Source organism: Pseudolysinimonas sp., from assembly GCF_051954455.1.
In the GTDB taxonomy this organism is placed as follows: Bacteria; Actinomycetota; Actinomycetes; order Actinomycetales; family Microbacteriaceae; genus Pseudolysinimonas.
In genome coordinates this window covers 1-20,518 of sequence record NZ_JBQCHS010000024.1, presented here as the reverse complement: position 1 = coordinate 20,518, position 20,518 = coordinate 1, and the positions used below count along the sequence as shown (strand labels likewise).

At 68.0% G+C, this 20,518-nt stretch carries 17 protein-coding genes; 9 read left to right on the top strand and 8 right to left on the bottom strand.

Going from position 1 to position 20,518, the window contains the following annotated elements:
* Positions 1 to 21: 21 nt before the first annotated feature.
* Together ACTHM3_RS10995 and manA are read right to left on the bottom strand one after the other, a co-directional pair.
* The gene (locus ACTHM3_RS10995; RefSeq protein ID WP_440406142.1) at positions 22 to 813 is read right to left on the bottom strand and encodes a hypothetical protein; all 792 of its coding nucleotides are present in this window, start codon (positions 811 to 813) and stop codon (positions 22 to 24) included.
* Positions 814 to 1,136: 323 nt separating this feature from the next.
* Positions 1,137 to 2,237, bottom strand: a complete 1,101-nt coding sequence (gene manA / locus ACTHM3_RS10990) for a mannose-6-phosphate isomerase, class I (protein ID WP_440406141.1) — start codon at positions 2,235 to 2,237, stop codon at positions 1,137 to 1,139.
* Between the two features lie 78 nt (positions 2,238 to 2,315).
* On the opposite strand from manA, the gene ACTHM3_RS10985 reads away from it, so the two are divergent.
* Positions 2,316 to 3,518 (top strand): acyl-CoA dehydrogenase family protein, encoded by a 1,203-nt coding sequence (locus ACTHM3_RS10985; protein ID WP_440406140.1) that lies wholly within the window; start codon positions 2,316 to 2,318, stop codon positions 3,516 to 3,518.
* Between the two features lie 3 nt (positions 3,519 to 3,521).
* On the opposite strand, the gene ACTHM3_RS10980 is transcribed toward ACTHM3_RS10985, so the two are convergent.
* The gene (locus tag ACTHM3_RS10980; protein ID WP_440406139.1) at positions 3,522 to 5,663 is read right to left on the bottom strand and encodes a CAP domain-containing protein; all 2,142 of its coding nucleotides are present in this window, start codon (positions 5,661 to 5,663) and stop codon (positions 3,522 to 3,524) included.
* Positions 5,664 to 5,792: 129 nt separating this feature from the next.
* Here ACTHM3_RS10980 and ACTHM3_RS10975 point away from each other — a divergent pair, with 129 nt between their 5' ends.
* Together ACTHM3_RS10975 and ACTHM3_RS10970 are read left to right on the top strand one after the other, a co-directional pair.
* Positions 5,793 to 7,058 carry an O-antigen ligase family protein gene (locus ACTHM3_RS10975; RefSeq protein ID WP_440406138.1) on the top strand — a complete coding sequence of 422 codons (1,266 nt, stop codon included), beginning with the start codon at positions 5,793 to 5,795 and terminating at the stop codon, positions 7,056 to 7,058.
* A gap of 2 nt (positions 7,059 to 7,060) precedes the next feature.
* The gene (locus ACTHM3_RS10970) at positions 7,061 to 8,332 is read left to right on the top strand and encodes an O-antigen ligase family protein (RefSeq protein ID WP_440406137.1); all 1,272 of its coding nucleotides are present in this window, start codon (positions 7,061 to 7,063) and stop codon (positions 8,330 to 8,332) included.
* A 16-nt stretch (positions 8,333 to 8,348) separates the two neighbouring features.
* On the opposite strand, the gene ACTHM3_RS10965 is transcribed toward ACTHM3_RS10970, so the two are convergent.
* From ACTHM3_RS10965 to ACTHM3_RS10955, 3 genes are all read right to left on the bottom strand, one after another.
* Entirely contained in the window at positions 8,349 to 9,848 is a 1,500-nt protein-coding gene (locus ACTHM3_RS10965; RefSeq protein ID WP_440406136.1) for a hypothetical protein, read from the bottom strand.
* On the bottom strand, positions 9,845 to 10,690 hold the full coding sequence (locus ACTHM3_RS10960; protein WP_440406135.1) for a glycosyltransferase: 846 nt from the start codon (positions 10,688 to 10,690) through the stop codon (positions 9,845 to 9,847). Before ACTHM3_RS10960 ends, ACTHM3_RS10965 begins: the two co-directional genes overlap by 4 nt.
* A 121-nt stretch (positions 10,691 to 10,811) precedes the next feature.
* Positions 10,812 to 11,729, bottom strand: coding sequence for a glycosyltransferase family 2 protein (locus ACTHM3_RS10955; RefSeq protein WP_440406134.1), 918 nt, complete (start codon positions 11,727 to 11,729; stop codon positions 10,812 to 10,814).
* 190 nt (positions 11,730 to 11,919) lie between these two features.
* On the opposite strand from ACTHM3_RS10955, the gene ACTHM3_RS10950 reads away from it, so the two are divergent.
* Entirely contained in the window at positions 11,920 to 13,344 is a 1,425-nt protein-coding gene (locus tag ACTHM3_RS10950) for a DUF2142 domain-containing protein (RefSeq protein WP_440406133.1), read from the top strand.
* Here the strand turns inward: ACTHM3_RS10950 and ACTHM3_RS10945 are convergent.
* On the bottom strand, positions 13,341 to 13,724 hold the full coding sequence (locus ACTHM3_RS10945; RefSeq protein ID WP_440406132.1) for a DUF2304 family protein: 384 nt from the start codon (positions 13,722 to 13,724) through the stop codon (positions 13,341 to 13,343). The two genes, ACTHM3_RS10950 and ACTHM3_RS10945, sit on opposite strands and share 4 nt — an antisense overlap.
* Positions 13,721 to 14,452, bottom strand: a complete 732-nt coding sequence (locus ACTHM3_RS10940) for a glycosyltransferase family 2 protein (protein WP_440406131.1) — start codon at positions 14,450 to 14,452, stop codon at positions 13,721 to 13,723. The genes ACTHM3_RS10945 and ACTHM3_RS10940 overlap by 4 nt, the downstream gene beginning before the upstream one ends.
* Positions 14,453 to 14,531: 79 nt before the next feature.
* Between ACTHM3_RS10940 and rfbA the strand changes: the two genes are divergently transcribed.
* The 5 genes from rfbA to ACTHM3_RS10915 are packed head-to-tail and all read left to right on the top strand — an operon-like array spanning position 14,532 to position 20,317.
* Positions 14,532 to 15,404, top strand: a complete 873-nt coding sequence (gene rfbA, locus ACTHM3_RS10935) for a glucose-1-phosphate thymidylyltransferase RfbA (protein ID WP_440406130.1) — start codon at positions 14,532 to 14,534, stop codon at positions 15,402 to 15,404.
* Positions 15,401 to 16,396: a dTDP-glucose 4,6-dehydratase gene (gene rfbB / locus ACTHM3_RS10930; RefSeq protein ID WP_440406129.1), complete on the top strand. Its 996-nt coding sequence runs from the start codon at positions 15,401 to 15,403 to the stop codon at positions 16,394 to 16,396. The genes rfbA and rfbB overlap by 4 nt, the downstream gene beginning before the upstream one ends.
* Entirely contained in the window at positions 16,393 to 17,787 is a 1,395-nt protein-coding gene (locus ACTHM3_RS10925) for a sugar nucleotide-binding protein (protein WP_440406128.1), read from the top strand. Before rfbB ends, ACTHM3_RS10925 begins: the two co-directional genes overlap by 4 nt.
* 1 nt (position 17,788) lies before the next feature.
* Positions 17,789 to 19,162 (top strand): glycosyltransferase family 4 protein, encoded by a 1,374-nt coding sequence (locus ACTHM3_RS10920; RefSeq protein ID WP_440406127.1) that lies wholly within the window; start codon positions 17,789 to 17,791, stop codon positions 19,160 to 19,162.
* A 9-nt stretch (positions 19,163 to 19,171) separates the two neighbouring features.
* Entirely contained in the window at positions 19,172 to 20,317 is a 1,146-nt protein-coding gene (locus ACTHM3_RS10915; protein WP_440406126.1) for a hypothetical protein, read from the top strand.
* Positions 20,318 to 20,518: the final 201 nt, after the last annotated feature.

Sequence of the window (20,518 nt, the reverse complement as noted above, 5' to 3'; positions counted from 1 at the left end):
GCGAGCGGAGCGCCTTCGTTCTCAGCCGGAAGTGACCAGCGGCCGGACTCGCGACAACATCGCGGGGAATCCGGCGGGGTCCACGCCCGCCGCGTTGACGAAGACGAGGCTGCCCCGCACCGAGATGATTCCGTCGCAGCCGTCACCGCAGCCGCTCAGAGCCCCGTCGCTCCACTCGACACTCGAGGGCACGAGCGGACCGACGAGCGGAACAGCGGGCGATGTCGCCGCCATCGGGGCGAACGCCCACGCGCCACCGGGCAGCAGGCCGACCGCCGCGGAGGCGGCCGCGTCCTCCGCCCCCCACTCGCACCCGACGACGCCGGCTCGGCGGGCCGCTGCGGAGCCCAGCGAGACAAGTCCCGGATCCTGCGGGGTCGAACTCACCGGAATCCCCACGAGGGCGGAACCGGCGGCATCGGAGCAGTCAACCGCCGAAGCGGCAGACGCCGGCGGCTCCCAATGAGGCGCCGGGATCAGTCCCTGGACCCGGCTCGCGATGCTCGTGAGCAGCGCGACGACCGCCGACGTGGGGTCGGCGGCCCGCCCGGCATCGGAGTAGGTGAACTCCAGCCAGGTTGCTCCGACGAGGACGTCGCCGAGACACGGCGCCTGCGGCCCATTGCAATGGATCACGGAAGCCGCCCCGACGGTCGGTGCGTTGTTGCCGTTCAGATACGGGTCCCTCTGGAAGGCCGCGAAGTCGGCCGTCGCATCGGGGAGCAGAGTCAGCGTCAGCCCCGTGTTGTAGGTCGAGTCGGTCCTGTCTTCTCCGCCCCATGCGCACGCGAGACCGCCCGCCTGGTCGAGCACGGCTCCCTGGAAGTCGTGAGGCGCTGTCCCGTCGTCTCGGACCGAGATCGGATCGACCAGAAGGGCCTGCAACTCCGCGGTGGCGAGGAGCCGCGGACAACTGATGGGAAGTCGCGGGGAGGGCGCCGTCGCCGGCGCGACGCTGGGGGTCGGAGACGGGCTGCGGGTGGCGACATGACGGGCGACGGGAGCCACCGCGCACCCTGCAAGAAGGATGACTGCCGTGATGGCGGTGATGACGATGGAAACACCTCGACGCACGGCTCGATCTTAGCGTCGAGTCCTCCTCGCCTTCGCTCGCTGGTGTTCCGGATGCAGCGAGATCAACGTCGTGTTCCGGTCGCGACGAAGGCGAGGCCATCGCCCGAAATCCGCACCGCCGACTCCCCGCCGACGAACACCGCGTGCCCGCGCTCGACGCTCGGTCCTCCCGAGATGCGCGACTCCCCCCGCACGCACAGCACGATCGCGTCGCCGGCGAGCGGGACCTCCGTCTCGACCCCGTCGACCACCGTCATGACGAAGTCCGGCACGTCGGGCCGGAACACCCGCACCCCCGGCGCCGGCTCGTCCGGCACGAGGTACGGCACGGGCCGCGGCGTGAAGTCGAGCACCCGCAGCAGCTCCGGCACGTCGACGTGCTTCGGGGTGAGACCGCCGCGCAGCACGTTGTCGGAGGCCGCCATGAGCTCCACACCGACTCCCTCGAGATAGGCATGGATGTTGCCGGCCGGGAGGTAGAGCGCATCGCCCGGCTGCAGCACCGCCGTGTGCAGGAGGAGCGAGATCGCGATCCCCGGGTCGCCCGGGTACGCCTCCGAGAGCCGCCGCACGGTGTCCCAGGCGACGTCGTCCGCGACCGACGAGGTCTCGACGAGCGCCGCGACCAGGTCGTCGACGTCGTCGCCGCCCGTGATGAGCCACTCGAACGTCGCCCGCAGGTCGGCGTCGGTGCGGAGCCGGTCGAGGAGCGGCGCGATCCGCTCATCACCGGCGACGGGTTCGAGCACGGTGCGGGTCTCCTCCGCCGGGCGGAACCCCGACAGCGCGCGGAACGGGTCCGAGAGCGCGTAGATCATCTCGGGCTTGTGGAGCCGGTCCTTGTAGTTGCGGGACGGCGCGTCGAGCGGCACCCCGGCGGCCTCCTCGCGGGCGAACCCCTCCTCCGCCTGTGCGATCGTCGGGTGCGCCTGGAGCGACAGGGGCGACGCGGCGGCGAGCACCTTGAGCAGGAACGGAAGTCGCGGTGCGACATCGCGCAGCGTCTCGTCACGCCCGACCAGCCGCGCGGGCGAGCCCGGGTGCGCCCCGAGCCAGAGCTCCGCCTCCGGGCCGCCGCTCGGCTCCCGCCCCAGGAGCTCGGGGATCGCGCTGGGGGAACCCCACGCATAATCCCGCGGTGTGTTGGTGATCTCCACGAACACGAAGGGGCCTCCCGGAGGTGTTGGAGCACACCGCCAATCGAGTTGGGCGGGGCGCGAGCCCACCGTATCGTCGCGCGCATGACGACCGACGCCCCCCTGCGCACCCTGGCCCCGCTCGCCGCCGACTTCTACCGCTCGGAGGAGCTGCTCACACCGCAGGAGCAGGACTTCCTGGCCCGGCTGCGCGAGTTCCTCGAGGCCGAGGTGAAGCCGATCGCGAACGACCACTGGGCGCGCGCCGCGTGGTTCCCGCGTTCGGTGGTCGACGGGCTCGCAGAGCTCGGCGTGTTCGGACTGCCGTGGGAGGAGACCCGCCCGTTCGAGAACTCGGCCGTGTTCCGCGGCTGGGTGGCGCTCGAGCTCGCGCGGGTCGACGCGTCGATCGCGACCCTCGTCGGAATGCAGAACGGCCTCGTCATGGGATCGCTCGGCGTCGCCGGCTCGCCCGAGCAGCGCGCCGAGTGGCTGCCGCGGTTCGCGCGCGCGGAGGCACTCGGCTGCTTCGCGCTCACGGAACCGCTCTCCGGATCCGACAGCGCCCGCGGCCTGCGCACGGTCGCGACCCGCGACGGCGACGACTGGGTGATCACCGGGTCCAAGCGCTGGATCGGCAACGGCACCATCGCGACCCACGCGATCGTCTGGGCGAAGTCGGCCGAGGACGACCAGGTGAAGGGCTTCATCGTGCCGACGGACTCCGCCGGGTGGAGCGCCACGAGGATCGAGAACAAGCAGGCGCTGCGGATCGTGCAGAACGCCGACATCACCCTCGACGGCGTGCGCGTGCCCGAGTCCTCGCGACTGCAGAACGGCAACTCGTTCCGCGAGACCGCCGGCGTGCTGCGCCTCACCCGCGCCGAGGTCGCGTGGGCGATGGTCGGCGTCGCCGTCGGCGCGTACGAGGGCGCGGTCGGGTACGGCGCCACCCGTCAGCAGTTCGGGCGGCCGCTGCACTCGTTCCAGCTGATCCAGGAGCACTACGCCAAGATGCTCGGCAACATCACGGCGTCGATCGCGATGTGCACCCGTGTCTCGCAGATGCTCGACCAGGGCGTGCAGCGCGACGAGCACGCCGCCCTCGCCAAGGAGTACGCAGGGTCGCGCATGCGCGAGACCGTCGCCTGGGCCCGCGAGTCGATGGGCGGCAACGGCATCGTGCTCGACTATGACGTCGCCCGCTTCTTCGCGGACGCGGAGGCGCTGTACTCCTACGAGGGGACGCGGGAGATGAACACGTTGATCGTGGGGCGGGCGATCACGGGGGTGGCGGCGTTCGTCTAGCGATCATCGCTGAACGATCGCGCAGTTCGCGGAGGCGCCCGGACCGGCATAGCTCAAGGTCGTGTTCGGACCCGTCGCATCATTCACCGCCACAACACAGACCGTGTGCCGACCCAGCGACAACGTCGACGACAACGCATACCCGTGCCGATCCCCCAACGCCGACATCCCGACCGCCGCACTCAGACCCGACCGCAACGTCCCGGCCGAACCCGACACCACCACCGAACCGTCCACCACCAGCTGCACCTGAACCGGCGACGCCGTATCCGGATCGATCGACCACCCCGACGCCGTCAACGTCGACCCCGACAACGACGCCGAATCCATCCACCCCACCGGCGCACGCGAGGGTACGGGGCTGGACGGGGCCGACGACGAGCCACCGCCGACCGGCGGCGCGTCGTTGCCCGTCGCGGGAGCCGCACCGGTCAGCGCCACCTTGTAGATGTGATGGGAGTACTCCGCCGCGAAGGCGTCACCGAACACTCCGTTGTTCGCCGTGACCGTCCGGTTCTCGTCGACGACCTGAACCGAACCCGAGAGCCCGGCGGGGAGGGTGAAGGTCTTGGTCCCCGTCGAGCCGTCCGTCATGGCGAAGATGTACGCGTAACCGCCGACGATCTTGAGAGAGGTGTCGAGGCCGCTGCCGAAGTTCCATACGTAGGACTGCGTGTTGATGACGGGAGCGAGCGACTTCACCTGGGAGTCGATCGCCTTGATCTTGTTCTGCAGCGTCGCTCCGCACTCGACGATGGAGTAGTTGCCGCAGCCGTTGTTGTTGTGCTGGAAGTAGGTGATGCCCGTCGCGCCGTGGATGATGGCGTTCCAGACCGCGCCCTCGATCTGATCGGGCTGGATGGTCCGTGCGCTCGGGTCGTCCAGATACGGCTTGGCGGTCTCGACGATCACCCAGTTGGGCTTCGACGAGTAGGTCTCCATGCGGTCCTGGAGCCAGCCGTACGCGGCAGCGGAGTCCGGATTCTTGCCCTTCGGCCACGTCGGCGCCTGCGAGATGACGTAGTCGGCCTCGGGGTTCGTGTAGGCGTATTTGTCGACGCTGGTCACGTCCATGAGCCCGACGTGCTGACCCATGGTGTTCGGCGCCCACCAGGTGCCCAGCGCGCCGTTCGAGAAGTTGGCCTGCAGGAATCGGCCGTCGTTGTAGGCGCGGAAGGGCGCCACCAACGACTTCTGCGTGGCGAGGGCACCAGCCTCGCCACCCGTCGCGCAGGGGCCCATGGCCATCTCGCACTCGTCGGAGACCTGCCACCCCACGACCTTGTTGTTGCCCTTGACCTCCGCCGGAGTCCACTCGTCGCCCGCGATCACCGAGATCCCCTCATTCGTGATCATCGAGATCGGAGAGCCGTCGTGCTCGGCGTTGACGTAGGTGTTGATGCCGAGGGAGGCGAGCGTCGCCGCATGGCTCGGCTTGCCGTACCAGACGCCGATCGGGAAGAAGGAGGGGTCGGTCCAGCCACCGGCCTTGGCGACAGGGAACTGCGCGTAGTACGCCGGGCCGCCGGACCACGGGATGGTCGGCAAGTTCGGCATCGATGCCCCCGCCGTCGCGGTCGAGCCGCTGGTCGCCGTCGGCGATGCCGTCGCCGACGGCGTCGGGCTCGGAGTGGGCGACGAAGTCGCCGCGGGCGTCGACGAGGTGCTGCCGGACGCGTACGCGCCGAAGTCCTGGACGAAGTAGGTGACGCCGGACGGCGACTCCCAGTACCCGATGCCGATGTCGGTGTAGTCGCCGAGCATGTTCGCGAGATGGTCGGGCGAATTCGCCCAGCCGTCGGAGACGACGCGGTCGTAGGCGTAGCCGGTCGCGACGTTCTCGCCGACCTGCTTCCAGCCCGTCGGCACCTGGGTGGAGTAGCTCGGATTATGCGACATCGTGCCCGCGGCGCCCATCTGCGCAGCCCAGGCCTGCGCCACTTGGTCGATCGCCGGGTTCTCGGCGAGAGCCGCCTTCCCATTGGCGATCCGCAGCGCATTGGTGTCGGCGAGGATCTTGGCGACGGCGGTGGATGGGCTGGTGGCCGCGGTCGCCGGCGCGGCCAGACCTCCGGCGACGAGGCCGGTGGTCGCGACGATGATGGCCGCGACGAACAGCGTCGGACGAATGCGTTCTCTCAGCATGCGGAGCCCCCCAGCTCAACACGAACCCGCGGAGCCCCCGCTCCGCCTTGTCGCCCACGCTATGTTCCACCCGCCGGGCTCGCGACCCCCCATCACGGGGTCTCGCGGTCGCCCCGGTAACCTGACCCCATGCCCGAGGCGACGCTCTACCGCCGCACGATCGCCACCCTCGGCCTCTTCACCCTGACCGCGGGCGACTTCTGGCGCTATTCGCTCACCTGGTACGGCTGGGGCGCGATCGTGCTGGTGCTCCTGATCCTCGGGATCATCGAGATCGTCCGCGCGCGGGTCGACCTCCGACGCCTCCCGCTCACCCTCGTCGCGTTCCTAGCGCTCATGCTCGTGTCGACGATCTGGTCGAACTATCCGGGGTGGACACTGCTCGGCACCCTCGCCTCGCTCATCACGACCACGTTCGGCGTGTTCCTCGCCACGACGATGTCGCTGACCGACTTCCTGCGCTCGTTCGGCACCGCGCTGCGCTGGATCCTGGGCCTGTCGCTCGTCTTCGAGCTGTTCGTCGCGCTCGTCATCCGGCATCACATCCTGCCGCTGTGGGTGGCGTACTGCGATCCCTCGAAGAAGATCCCGAACGCGTGCTACTGGTCGCGCGACCTGCTGCTGCACGGCGGGCAGATCCAGGGCATCGTCGGCAACTCCAACCTGCTGGCGCTGGCCGCGATGTTCGCGCTCATCGTCTTCCTCGTGCAGTTCGTCGCCCGGAGCGGGTCACGTCTCTGGCTCGGGGTCTGGATCATCGTCGCGCTGCTGACGCTCGCGCTGACACGATCGTCGACGGTGATGGCGGCAACAGCGGTCGCACTGCTGGTCGGAGCCTTCCTCCTCCTCGTGCGCCGCGCGCGCAGCCGAGTGCGGACGGGCCTCTACGTCGGTGGCGCAGCTGTGCTGGTCGCCGGGATCGCCGTGGTCGTGCTCGCCTGGCATCCGCTCCTCAAACTGCTCGGCAAGAGCTCGGACCTCACCTTCCGCACCGTGATCTGGCGCACGGTGATCGAGAAGGCCCTCGAACGGCCGGTGGGCGGCTGGGGCTGGGTCAGCTATTGGGTGCCGTGGCTGAAGCCCTACGACGGGCTCATCGAGCACGGGGGCATCAACTACCTGCAGGCGCACGAGGCGTGGCTCGACGTCTTCCTGCAACTCGGCGTGGTGGGCCTCATCGTGTTCGGCATCTTCGTGGTGGTCACGCTCCTCCGCGCCTGGACCACGGCGATCGACGCCGCACCCGGCACCGGCCTCGTGCGCCTGTTCCCCGTCGTCGTCCTCGTCGCCCTGCTCGTGCACAGCCTCGCCGAGAGCCGTCTCCTCATCGAGATCGGCTTCACGCTGCTCGTCGTGGTGACCATCACCGTGAGCCGGAAGTCCCCCGCCCCATGAGCATGTCCGAAGAGCGAACCGGCCCCCTCGCAGAGTTCTTCGGCTCGCCTCGGCTGACGCAGGCGTTGGCCACCACGGGCATCGGGCTCGCCGTCCTCGTCTACCCGGCCCGGCGCCTCATCGGATGGCCGGGCCTGCTCAGCGCTCTGGTCGTGCTGCTCGTGCTCATGGCGGTGTCGTTCGTGATCCGCCGCCGCGAGATCGAGCTGCACGGGCTGCTGCCGATCTCGCTGCTCGCGTTCCTGGGCTGGTCGCTCGTCTCGCTCGTGTGGAGCTCCTATCAATGGGCGACGGCGGGCGGTCTCGTGTACCTCGCCGCCTTCACCCTGGTCGGGGTGTTCGTCGCCCTCTCCCGGGACAGCATCCAGGTGGTCCGCGCCTTCGGCGACGTGTTGAGGTTCGTCCTCGTGGTCTCACTCGGCGTCGAGATCTTCGCCGGGCTCATCCTTCAGGGTCCGATCCCGGTGCTCGGCGTCAAGGGTCAGATCGCCGACCTGCTACCGATCTCCGGCGTCGTGTCGACGAGGAACCAACTCGGGTTCGTGGCGATCGTGGGGGCGATCACCTTCGCGACACAGGCCCGCACCCGTTCGGTGAGCCGCCTCAATGCCGTCTCGTCATTGGCTGTAGCAGGCATCTGCATCGTCTTGACCTTCTCGCCCGTCGTCTATGGGGCCGCGATCCTGGTCGGGGTCGCCGCCGCGATCCTCTACGGGATCCGTCGCGTGCCGGCGTCGGGACGACCTGCCCTCCAGATACTCGTCCTCGGTCTCGCGGCGGTCGCTGCCGTCGTGACCTGGCTCCTGCGAGCGCCGCTGATCGCCCTCTTCAACGCGAGCGGAGTACTGAACTACCGGATCGAGCTGTGGAAGCAGATTCTCGCGCTCATCCAGCAGAACTTCCTCCAGGGGTTCGGATGGATGGGTCCGTGGCGGACGTCGATCTATCCCTACTCGCTCCTCGTCGCCTCGGGAGACCGACCCACCGGCACCGCACTCAACGCGTTTCTCGATGTGTGGCTCCAGCTCGGGATCGTCGGCCTCGTTCTGTTCCTCGGGGTGGCCGGACTGGCGTTCACGCGGTCGTGGCTGTTGGCCGGGCGCCGTCGCAGCGTCGTGTACGCGTGGCCGGCAGCGACGTTGCTTGCGCTGCTGGTGATCTCGCTCGCGGAGAGCTCGATCCTCGCGGAGTTCGGCTGGATGACGTTCGTCATCTGCTGCGTGAAGGCGTCGCAGGAGCTGAGCTGGCGACGAGCGCTGCAGCCGCGGGAATGATGCGCCCGGCCGCGAGTCATGCCCGCGGCCGCGCGTCCCCCCGAGCGCCACGGGCACCAAGAGTCACCACAGCTGCTATCCCCGCTGCCGTCACCGCGAGCAAGATCGAGGCTCCGAGAGAAGGCCAGCGCGGCAGCAGCTCGTGCATGAGCCACGCAATAGGAAGACCCGCTGCGAGGATGACCGCCGCGAGAATCAGGGGGCTGGTTCCTACCCGCCCGGCTCGGAGCCCGGGTATCGAACGCGTGGAGCCGACCCATAACGTGACCGCCCCTGCCGCCGCCGCGAGGATCGTGGTGGCGACGAGCCCGATCACGCCGAGGTAGATCGCTGCCGGAATCCCGACGACCAACTTGACCACGACCACGACCACGAACGAGAGAGTCTCCAGACCGGGTCGACCGATCGAACGCACCAGGACCGCGCGCGCCGAATTGATCAGAGCGACGAGGAACCCTGCGCTCAGGATCGCCGTCACCGCATACGCGGCGGGGAGATCGGGCCCCACCCACGCCGCAGCGAACGGGGGAAGGGCCACCATCACAACGGCCGCGAAAGGCAACAGGAAGGCGAACCAGTTCGACTCGGCCCGAGGCAGCTCATCCACGGCGTCGGGCACCGAACGGCCGGCGATCCGGCTCAAGCTGCTGAAAAGCGGGACGAGCAGAACCGTCGGGGCGAGCGACGCTGCGGCGGCCAGTTGCGCGCCGGACGCCACCGTGGCCTGCGCCACGGCCGGCAGGAGGATCGACGCCATGACGAGGTCGCTCTCGCGCTGTGCGACGAACCCGAGCGCACTCGCCTGATTGCGCCAAGCGAAGGCCCACAAGGCCCGAGCTTCGCGTCGGTGAACGGGGCGACGTACTTCGAAGACGAGGTGACGGGCACTGAACACTGCCGCAAGGAAGAGTGCCATCGCCGCATCCACATAGGCGGCGATCAGAAGTCCATCGAGGCCGGAGCGGCTGGTCAAAGCGATCACGATGACGACCGCCGCAACGGCCCGGGCGCCGAGCGATGCGACGGCCATGGCCGCGAAGCGCTCATGCGCGGCGAGATACGAGCTGAGTGCCAGACCCATCAGCTGCAGGACCGCGATCACTCCGGCGTTGGCGAAGACGGTGAGCGCCTCCGGAGCGACTCCGGGATCGACGCGGACCACAGAGATCACGAGGCGTCCGATCAACGGTCCGGCCACAGCCATGATCACGAGCAGGCCGCACAACACGAGAAGCACGCTGGAGGTGACTCGCGCTCCGAGGGCGGGATCCCCGCGACCACGCGCGAGGGAGTGAAATCGCTGCATGACGCCGACCACCCCGAGGTCCGCCGTGAGGAGCAGGTTGATCGTCGTCATGAGGATCGCCCAGACCGCGTAGCTCGACACCCCGGCGGATCCGATCACGAACGGAGTCGCGGCGAGCTGGACGACGAGCGGCGCCGTCCGCGCCATCGCCGCCAGCGCCGCCGACCTCGCGTAGCCTGCAGCACCGACAGAGGGCACTCCGCCGGTCATGTCGGCAGCTGGTGCACGTCGCGGCGACCGCGCAGGCCGTCGAGGAGCCCGTGAGCCATGGTCCGAAGGCGGACGATGCGAGGCGGCTCGAAGAGGAGCACGGTGCCAGCCCAGTAGGCCAAAAGCACCAGATTCATCAGACTCCAGCCACGCGCGTCTCGACGGTGCTCCCGACTGAGGATCACACCATTGCGGGCGGCCCAGTAGAGCCGCCACGTGGGGTGGTGGGTCGCCCGCAGACGCAGCGCGCCGATGCCGTGCCACCTGGTCGACCCGAGCGAGTGGGGCAGGCGCCAACGACGGTCCTGAACCACTCGCCAGCCGAGCCGGCCCAGCTGAAGACAGATGTCCTGGTCGACACAATCGACGAAGAAGTCGGAGCGCATGCCGGCCGTCTGGTCGAACGCCGCGCGACGCAGCAACATCGCAGATGTGATGACCACGGGGAGCGCGGCGATCGAAGGTCGGCGCGACGCGCGCGGATCCAGGTAGCGCTGGTGCGCCGGGTCCCACGGGGCCGGTGCTGCTATCGCGATCTCGGGGTCCGCGTCCAACAGGGCTCCCAGCCCGGCGACGATGCCCGCCGGAGGGACGGAGTCCTGGTCGAGCAGGAATACGAACTCCGCGTCACCGACCTCTCGGATTCCCCGGTTGAGAGCAGCTCCGAGGCCCTCGTTCGTGCCATTCCTTCGAATGATGAGGTCATGGGCGGTGCCGACGACGGAGTCGGCGCCCTCGTAGCCGGAAGGCGTGTTGTCGATCACGACGATTCGAGCGACCTGCCCTCGGGTCGCGGCGATCAAGTCCCGAAGTCCTTCGCCCGGATGGAACGACGTGACCACCGCCGCGACGCGTCCGGCGATCGGTCCCGGGGTGGCGCTCACTTCCCGATCCTATGGCTGACGCTGACGCCGCGAAGCGGTCGGCAGGAGCAGCGTCGTGGCGCTCGCCCACTTGCAGCGTTCATCCCTCGGCCCTCCTCGCGGCGGCGGACGGCCCCCAGCTCGCCAGGGCGTGTCGCGCGAGAAGCTCTGCCCCGCGAAAGTCCCGGGCCGCGACCGCCGATGGAAGACGACTCAGTGCATTGAGCCGCGACGAGGCGTGCCGGCGCGCTGCCCGGCGGGCTCGAACCCAGCCCAGCCCTTCCGCCCGCGCGGCCGAACGTACGAACAACTCGCGCTCCTCGAGGAATCTTGATCCATCGACGGCTCGCACCGAGGACACGCTGGTGTCATGACGCCGGTACTGGAAGACCGGGTCGGAGTCGACGACCATCGATCCTCCATCGAACGCGACATCGAGCTTGAGCGTCAGATCCTGAACGACCTCGAGGCCGGCACGGAACGGGTGCGTCCGGAGAAACTCGACCGACCAGAGCAACGAGGGGAAGTACGTCCAATCCCCACGCAGAAGACTGGTAGCGAGCTCTTCGCCTCGGAGCACTATTCTCTGCGCTCGTGGTCGGTACCAGCGCTTCACCCGATCAGCGAGGGGGAGAGCGGGTCGGCCGGCCTCGTCGATGACCTGAACGCCGGGCTGGATGACCCACGCGTCAGGATACTCGGTCACGAGGCCACGGACGCGCCCGACATATCCGGGAAGGAACGCATCGTCGACCCCGAAGATGGTCGCCCAGCGACCCCTGGCGAGCTCGGCGCACCGTTGAAAGTTCCCGGAGATGCCGAGATTTCTTTCGTTGAGCACGTACTCGATGCGGGGATCAGCGAGCTCGCGCAAGACATCGAGGTGAGCGGTGCCCGGGTACCGGTCGTCGACGATCGTCAACTGCCAGTCGGGATCGTCCTGCGCGAGGACGCTCTCGACGGCGATCCGGAAGAGAGCGGCTTCCCCGTAGAAAGGCATCAGCAGATGGATCGTCACCGGCCAGAGTCTAGGACTGGGCCTCGTCGGGCCACCGCGGTGGAGCTGCGAGGACGTGCGGGGATCCGGTCGGGGATAATGCCTGAGGGAGACGTCGGCGCGGCGACCCCGCCGTCACCGTCTGAACATCCCGATCGGAATCCTCACTGTGAGAACGCGGACCACCTGGGCTCGCCGGATCCTGGCCCCCTTGTTCCTCCTGACCCTGCTCGTCGGGTGGGGCCTCTCGTCGCCCGTCGGGTCCAGTCCCGATGACGACTACCACCTCCCGTCCATCTGGTGCGGCCTCGGCGAACGGCCGGGACTGTGTCAGCCTGCGTCCAAGTCGAGTGAACGCGAAGTTCCCCTTCCCATCGCATCGGGCGGCGCTCCGTGCTACTACGCTCACCCGAATCGCAGCGCCGCCTGCGTCGACCTCGGCCGGAGCGGCCTGTCCGCCACCTCTCGCGTAGATACCGCTCACGGCTATCCGCCGGTCTTCTACGGAGTGATGTCTGTGATGGCGAGCCCCGATGTGGGAACGTCTGTGGTGGCGATGCGGATCTTCAATTCGGCCCTCGCCGTCGCCGTTTTCACCACGCTCTTCTGGTGTCTTCCGCGTCCGAAGCGAGCTGCGCTCGTCGTCTCCGTCGCCGCCAGCGTCGTACCGCTGGGCTTGTTCATCATCCCGTCGACCAATCCGTCCTCTTGGGCGATCATCTCGGCCGTGACCGTGTGGCTTGCGACGTGGGGGGCTGTCACGACCCGGGGCCGACGCCAATGGGCGCTCAGCGCACTGATTGTGATCGGCAGCCTCATCGGGGCAGGGGCCCGCGCGGATGCTGCCGGGTTCGCGGTGTTCGGCATCATGGTCGGGCTCTTGTTGGGGTTGAGGCGCGATTCTGCGAAGGTGATACCGCTCTCCGCGATCGGTGTCTCCTCAGCTCTGGCCGTGACGTTCTACCTCACGTCCGGGCAGTCCGCAGCATCCACCGCAGGGTTGGAGCACTCCGCACCGGCGTTGTCGGTGCGCCAGATGATCGACAACGCGACCGGAATCCCCTACCTCTGGTCGGGGGTGTACGGCGCTTGGCCGCTGGGATGGATCGATACGCCGCTCCCCCTGATCGTGCCGGCGGCTGCTGTCGCGGTGGCGGTGGCCGTGATCTTCATCGGACTTCGGCCGCTCACTCTGCGCCGAGGATTGGCTCTCGGCAGCGTGGCCTCGGCGGCCTACTTCTATCCGTGGCTGCTGCTCCTCCTGTCGCACGTGACGGTGGGTGGAGCAGTGCAGCCCCGCTACCTCCTCCCCTTGATCATCATCGGGCTCGGGGTCGCCGCCGCTTCACCGAGGACCGCGTCCGCCTGGCGCGGGTCTCGCCAGGCGGTGGCATCGGGCGCACTGATGCTGGCGATCTGCGTCGCGTTCTACTTCAACATGCGCCGGTACACCGGCGGCCTGAAGGCACTCGCGATCGATCCCGGCCGTGGCGGAGGCTGGTGGTGGGCCGCAGTTCCGTCGCCGTTGACCGTGGAGGTCTCCGTTGTCGTGTCGGTCGCCGGATTGTTAGCGATCCTCGTCTGGATCAACAGTCGACCGAGCCGCGACGCCGAGCTCGCGGCTCGAGCTGACTAGAGATCGTCCTCGACACCGGGCGGCGCCGGCCGGGCGCCTTCGAGCTGGGCGACCCGCACTTCAAGCAGCGCTACCGTCTCGGCGAGCCGACGATTGCGCTCCTCCACCAACGTCAGCTCCGTCGCGTACTGGATGCACACCAGGAACAGCACCGCGATGCTGACGAAGAACACCAGATTGGTCGGCACGTTGATGCCCACGACGCGCGCCGCGAACGTGAGCGTCCCGGGGAAGATCCCGATCACGAGTGACAGCAGTGACGCGATCATCCACCAGATCGCGTGCCGTTCTCGTAGGCGCCCCCGCCGGAGCAGTTCGACGACGAAGACCAGAGAAGCGACTGCGGCGATGATCCCGAGGACGTAGCTGGTGACGCTCACGCGTTCGTCTCGACAGAATTCGACGGCTTGATCGCGGCGATGACCAGCGCGAGGACCACACGGGCGAGGTACCGCGCCGAGCGCAGCGGCCCCGCGGACGGCTGTCCGGCGGATCGCTCTCGCATCGAGACGGGCACCTCCCGCACCCGGCCACCGGCGCGGCAGATGATCACCAGCGCCTCGACCGTGTCACCCAGGTACTCCGCCGGCATCGCCTCAGCCAACACCTTGATCGCCATCGGTCCGTACGCCTTGAAACCGGAGGTGGTGTCCGTGAGCCTGTTCCCCGTCAAGAGGCGGATACCACCTGAGAGCAGAACCATCGCCCACCGCCGCGGACCGCGGGCCACGTAGTCGCCGGTACCGGCGAAGCGCGAGCCGATGACGAGATCGGCTCCCGACAAGGCATCGAGCAACGAGGACACATAGCGGGCGTCGTGTTGGCCATCGGCGTCCAGTTGAACGGCTGCGTCGTATCCACAGTCCAGTGCGTACCGCAGGCCCGTGCGAAGCGCCCCGCCGACACCGAGGTTGAAGGGGAGCCGAGCGACGATCGCGCCGGCGCGGCGCGCTTCCGCGGCCGTCAGATCTCGCGAACCGTCGTCGACCACGATGCAGTCGACCTCGGCCCCCAGGATGTCCTCGACCTCTCGGAGCACCCCGTGTACGCTCCGTTCCTCATTGAACGCCGGCATGATGATCAGGGTTCGGCCTCGACCATCGCGCACCGGTCGACTGTACCAATTGGCGTTCCGACCGACCCCGCCGATGCGGACACGCAGCAAGGGTCTGGCAGGATGGCTCGACGTGAAGGGCATCATTTTGGCCGGCGGCACGGGCTCCCGGCTCCACCCGATCACGATCGGTGTCTCGAAGCAGCTGATCCCGGTCTACGACAAGCCGATGGTGTACTACCCCTTGTCGACCCTCATGCTGGCCGGGATCCGCGACATCCTGGTCATCACGACACCCCATGACGCCCCCGCATTCGAGCGGTTGCTCGGCGACGGCTCCCAGTTCGGCATCTCCCTCAGGTTCCTGCAGCAGCCCTCCCCGGACGGGCTCGCCCAGGCGTTCACCATCGGCGCGGACTTCATCGGTGATGACTCCGTCGCTCTTGCCCTCGGCGACAACCTCCTCTACGGCCCCGGGCTCGGCTCGCGACTCACGAGGTTCAAGGACGTCGTCGGAGGGGCGGTCTTCGCATACTGGGTCGCCAATCCCGAGGCTTACGGCGTGGTCGACTTCGACGAGCACGGACGTGCTGTGTCGCTCGAGGAGAAGCCGCTAAACCCGACGAGCAACTATGCCGTGCCGGGCCTCTACTTCTACGACAACCGCGTCATCGACATCGCCCGCGACCTGGCCCCCAGCGCGCGCGGCGAGTACGAGATCACCGACGTCAACCGCGCGTACCTCGACATGGGCGAGCTCAGAGTCGAAGCGCTACCGCGCGGCACCGCATGGCTCGACACCGGGACGTTCGATCAGATGACCGACGCCGCCGACTACGTCCGAACGATGGAGCGCCGCACCGGGATGCGGATCGGGGTGCCCGAGGAGGTGGCGTGGCGCCAGGGGTTCCTGAGCGATGACGAGCTCCGCGCGCGCGCCGAGCCGCTGGTCAAGTCCGGTTACGGCACCTACTTGCTGGACATCCTGGAAAGGGGTTCGCGATGAAGTTGATCGTGACGGGCGGCGCCGGGTTCATCGGGTCGAACTTCGTGCACCACGTGGTGGCGCACACCGATCATCAGATCACGGTCCTCGATAAGCTCACCTACGCGGGTAATGCCGCTTCCCTCGAGGACCTTCCCGAGGACCGTGTGCGCCTCGTCGTGGGCGACATCGGGGACGCCGATCTCATTGACGACCTGTTCCGTCGCCACGACGCGGTCGTCCACTACGCGGCCGAGAGCCACAACGACAACTCGCTGGCGGACCCGCGGCCCTTCCTGGACACGAACATCGTGGGCACCTACACGCTGCTCGAGGCCGCCCGTCGGCACGACATACGGTTCCATCACGTCTCGACCGATGAGGTCTACGGAGACCTCGAGCTCGACGACCCCGATCGGTTCACGGAGAGCACTCCGTACAACCCGTCGAGCCCCTACTCCTCGACGAAGGCAGGCAGCGACCTGCTCGTGCGTGCCTGGATCCGCTCGTTCGGGGTCCGAGCGACGATCTCGAACTGCTCGAACAACTACGGCCCGTACCAGCACGTCGAGAAGTTCATTCCGCGCCAGATCACGAACGTGCTGCGAGGTATCAGGCCGAAGCTGTACGGCGCCGGCCTCAACGTACGCGACTGGATTCATGCCGACGATCACTCGAGCGCGGTGCTGACGATCCTCGGCACCGGTGTCATCGGCGAGACCTACCTGATCGGCGCCGACGGCGAACGCTCGAACAAGGACGTGGTCGAGCTCATTCTCGAGCTCAGCGGTCTCCCGACGGACGCCTACGACCATGTCGTCGATCGAGCCGGCCACGACCTTCGATACGCCATCGACTCAACCAAGCTTCGGACCGAGCTCGGCTGGCGCCCGGCGTACCGGGACTTCCGCGAGGGGCTGGCCGCGACCATCGAGTGGTACCGCGCGCACGAGCCCTGGTGGTCGCCCGCGAAGGACGCGACCGAGGCGTTCTACGCCGCGCAAGGGCAGTGAGCGTGGCTCTCGGAATCCGCACCACACCAATCGACGGGCTGCTCGTCGTCGACCTCGTCGTGCATGGCGACGCCCGCGGATGGTTTAAGGAGAACTGGCAGCGCGCCAAGATGGTGGACCTCGGCCTTCCGGATTTCCGGCCGGTCCAGCAGAACGTCTCCTACAACGACGAGGTCGGCGTCACCCGCGGCATCCACGCCGAGCCGTGGAACAAGCTGGTCTCGATCTCGTCCGGCCGGATCTTCGGCGCCTGGGTGGACCTGCGCGAAGGCCCCGGTTTCGGTTCGGTCTTCACGATCGAGATGGGGCCGGAAACGGCCGTCTTCGTGCCGCGAGGCGTGGGGAACAGTTACCAGACGCTCGAACCGGGGACCGCGTACTCCTACCTCGTCGATGACCACTGGTCCCCTGACGCGGACTACACGTTCCTCAACCTCGCCGACGAGACGGTCGAGGTGCCGTGGCCGATCCCACTCGATCGCTCGATCCGGTCGGAGAAGGATCTGACGCATCCGACCCTGGCCGAGGTGACGCCGTTCGCCGCCAAGCCGGTCCTGGTGCTGGGAGCGGGTGGTCAGCTCGGCCGTGCCCTACGTTCCGAGTTCCCGAGCGGCGTCTTCCTCTCTCGGGCGGAGTGCGACGTGACCCGCGTCGAAGACCTCGACCGGATCCGATGGCGTGACTACGCCCTGGTGATCAACGCCGCCGGCTACACAAAGGTGGACGAGGCCGAGAACCCGGAAGGCCGGCGCGACGCGTGGGCCACCAACGCTTCAGCGGTCTCCTTCATCGCCGCTCGCTGCCTCGCGGCCGACATTCCCCTCGTCCACTTCTCCAGCGACTACGTCTTCGACGGGTCGGTCGAGGAGCATCGCGAGGACGAACCCCTGAGCCCGATCTCCGTGTATGGCGCTTCCAAGGCGGCGGGAGATCTCGCCGTGTCCTCGCTGCCACAGCACTGGCTGATCCGCTGCAGCTGGATCGTCGGAGACGGCAAGAACTTCGTGCGGACCATGGTTTCCTTGGCGGAGCGCGGGGTCGAGCCGTCCGTGGTCGACGATCAGTTGGGCCGCCCCACCTTCGCCATCGACATCGCCCGCGGCGTCCGCCACCTGGTGGAGACCGGCGCCTCTTCGGGAACCTACAATCTGTCGAACACCGGTGACCTCGTCAGTTGGGCGGAAGTCGCCAGAGCCGTTTTCTCCGAAGTGGGCGCCGACCCGTCACGAGTCCGTGACGTCCGCACCGACGAGTACGCCCGAGACCGGGGTCACGCGCCGCGTCCACGCCACTCCTCACTGGACCTGACGCGTGTTCTCGACACGGGGTTCGTACCGCGGGACTGGCGGACGGCACTCTCCGCATACCTCGCTGGCCCTGAAGGAGACTGACATGTCCGAGACACCGACACGGCGGAGGATCGTGGTCCTCACCGCGGACTCGATCGGGAAGAAGCTCGCCGGTCCCGGCATCCGCGCCTGGCACATGGCGCTGGCCCTCTCTGTGGTGGCCGACGTACGGCTCGTGTCCTGGTCCAAGGTCGAGAAGATGACGGCACCGTTCTCGGTCGAGCGCCTGAAGCTCGGCGACGGAGACGCCTTCGCCGAGCTCGAGGGCTGGGCCGACATGATCCTCTTTCAGGGCGTCGCTATGGCGATCTGGCCCGATCTCGCGTCGAGCGAGAAGATCCTCATCTGCGACTCCTACGTTCCGATGCAGCTCGAGAACCTGGAGTACGACGGGGAATACGACCTGCGGACTGCCGAGCGCCGCCACGCGCACCTTTCGTACTTCATGAATCAGACGCTCGAGCGCGCTGACTTCTTCCTCGCCGCGTCGGAGCGTCAGCGGATGTTCTGGCTAGGAGCTCTCACGGCACTGGGGCGAGTCAATCCCTACACATACCGCGCCGACCCATCGACGAACGACCTGATCGATGTCGTGCCCTTCGGGCTCGCTTCCGAGCCGCCCGTCCACGAGCGTCAGGTACTCAAGGGCGTCTACCCGGGGATCGAGGAGGACGACAAGGTGCTGCTCTGGAGCGGCGGCATATACAACTGGTTCGATCCCTTCACGCTCATCCGGGCGGTCGCCGCTCTCGCACCGCGGCGGCCGGATCTCAAGCTCTTCTTCCTCGGCACTAAGCACCCGAATCCCGACGTGGAGGAGATGGAGATCGTCAGCCGCGCCCGATCGCTCGCCAAGGAGCTCGGCGTCGCAGGTAGGAATGTGATCTTCAACGAATCCTGGGTGGACTACGCGGACAGGCAGAACTACCTGCTGGAAGCGGATCTCGGCGTCAGCACGCATCCGGTGCACATCGAGACCATGTTCTCTTTCCGCACGCGCATCCTCGATTACCTGTGGGCGGGTCTTCCCATGGTCGTGACGCGGGGGGACCACTTCGCCGACCTGGTGGCCAGAGAAGGTCTCGGTGTCGCGGTTCCCGAAGAGGACGTCGAGGCCCTGGCCGACGCGATCGAGCGTGTGGTCTATGATCGCGCGACGCACGACGCGGCCGCCGAGAATGTACGTCGCGTCGCTCACGGGTACGAATGGCCCATCGTCCTGGCACCCCTCGTCGAGTTCGTGAAGAACCCGCACCGCGCGGCAGACCGCCAGAAGCGGGACAGCACGATCGGTCGCCCCCGGCTCTGGAACAGGCTCGAAGGCGCGAAGGCGTTGCTCGCCGCCGAGGGATTCGGGGCCCTGGTCCGCCGTGCGACCAAGGGTCCGCGCAACAGGTCCGGCAAGTCCGGGGACTGAGAGCCCGCCATGGGTGGATCCAGGGAGATCCTGCTGGTCGGCGAATCGCGGATGCCGACGATCCGCCTGCTGGAGCAGATCCTCTCGCGTGTCGCGCAGGAGAAGGGCTGGACCCTGCGGACCCGAACGGTCGCAGAGCTCTCTTCGAGCGATATCCGCCGCCGCACCATCCCCGTCCTGGCTCGCGTGGACACGATCCCGATCTACTATCAGGCGGCCATGATGCACCGCCTGGGCATCCGGTACTGGTACTACCTCGACGACAACTTCTGGGAGCTCAGCCTCGACACCGAGGTCGGTCGGTACTACCGGCATCCGCACGTGCAGGCCCGCGTCGAAGAGCTGGTGAGGAACGCCGACCGGGTTCTGGCGTCGACCCCGGCGCTGAGCGACTACGTCAGCCGGTTCGGCGTGCCGACGATGCAGCTCGAGTCCTTCTTCGACTTCTCGTTGGTCCCCTCCCTTCCGGGGGCGCCGCCGGCTCGCTCCATCGTCCGCGGCGGTTTCGCGTCCAGCAGCGCCGACCGGGCGATCGACCTCATACCCGTGATCCCCGAGCTGATGCGGTCGCTCGAGACGCACCCGGAGTTGGAACTCGAACTGATCGGCCCCGAATACGCTTCGGTCCCCGACCACCCCCGTATTCGTCGCTTTCCGTTCCTCCCCGACTATGAGAGCTACATCCGATTTCAGATCGAGCGTCAGTGGGACTTCGCCCTGGCACCCCTGTCCGGATCGCCGTCCAACCTCTACAAGACCGACAACAAGTTCCGCGAGTACGCGGCGCTCGGCATCCCGGGCATCTACCAGTCATCGCTCCCCTACCTCACTGTGCGCGACGGCGTGACCGGGCTTCTGGTAGGTGATGACGGGCGTTCCTGGTCGGAGGCGGTCGACGCCTACCTCACCGATCCAGGACTGCGCGAGGCCGTCCGCACGGCTGCTCGGGCCGACATCGAGCGGCGGCGCTCGATCCAGGCGGTCGGCGCCGTCTGGTCCCGAGCGTTCGCGTCGGCACCGCGGATCGGATGGCGAGCAGCACGACTGCGCCGGCTCATGACCGGTCGGCCGGCCAGACCCCTGTTGCACGCCCTGAACAGGTCGGTCCCGGCCAGAGCAGTGCGTCGAGTGTTGGGACGCGGACCCGCCTCCTGACCGGAGCGTCAGCTCGCGCGAGTGAGGACTGCGCAGTTGCCGGACGCGCCGGGTCCGCCGTAGAGAAGACGCGAACTGGCCCCGCCAGCGTCATCCAACGCGACCACGCACACCGTGTGCGTCCCCGCCCCCAACGTCGCCGACAACGAATACCCGTGATCATCCCCGGCCGCGGGCAGCACCGCCGCCCCCAACCCGGGC

Coding starts and splice junctions, on each gene's coding strand:
- ACTHM3_RS10985 (WP_440406140.1), top strand. CDS start 2,316: ATGACGACCGACGCCCCCCTGCGCACCCTGGCCCCGCTCGCCGCCGAC.
- ACTHM3_RS10980 (WP_440406139.1), bottom strand. CDS start 5,663: ATGCTGAGAGAACGCATTCGTCCGACGCTGTTCGTCGCGGCCATCATC.
- ACTHM3_RS10975 (WP_440406138.1), top strand. CDS start 5,793: ATGCCCGAGGCGACGCTCTACCGCCGCACGATCGCCACCCTCGGCCTC.
- ACTHM3_RS10970 (WP_440406137.1), top strand. CDS start 7,061: ATGTCCGAAGAGCGAACCGGCCCCCTCGCAGAGTTCTTCGGCTCGCCT.
- ACTHM3_RS10965 (WP_440406136.1), bottom strand. CDS start 9,848: ATGACCGGCGGAGTGCCCTCTGTCGGTGCTGCAGGCTACGCGAGGTCG.
- rfbB (WP_440406129.1), top strand. CDS start 15,401: ATGAAGTTGATCGTGACGGGCGGCGCCGGGTTCATCGGGTCGAACTTC.
- ACTHM3_RS10920 (WP_440406127.1), top strand. CDS start 17,789: ATGTCCGAGACACCGACACGGCGGAGGATCGTGGTCCTCACCGCGGAC.
- ACTHM3_RS10915 (WP_440406126.1), top strand. CDS start 19,172: ATGGGTGGATCCAGGGAGATCCTGCTGGTCGGCGAATCGCGGATGCCG.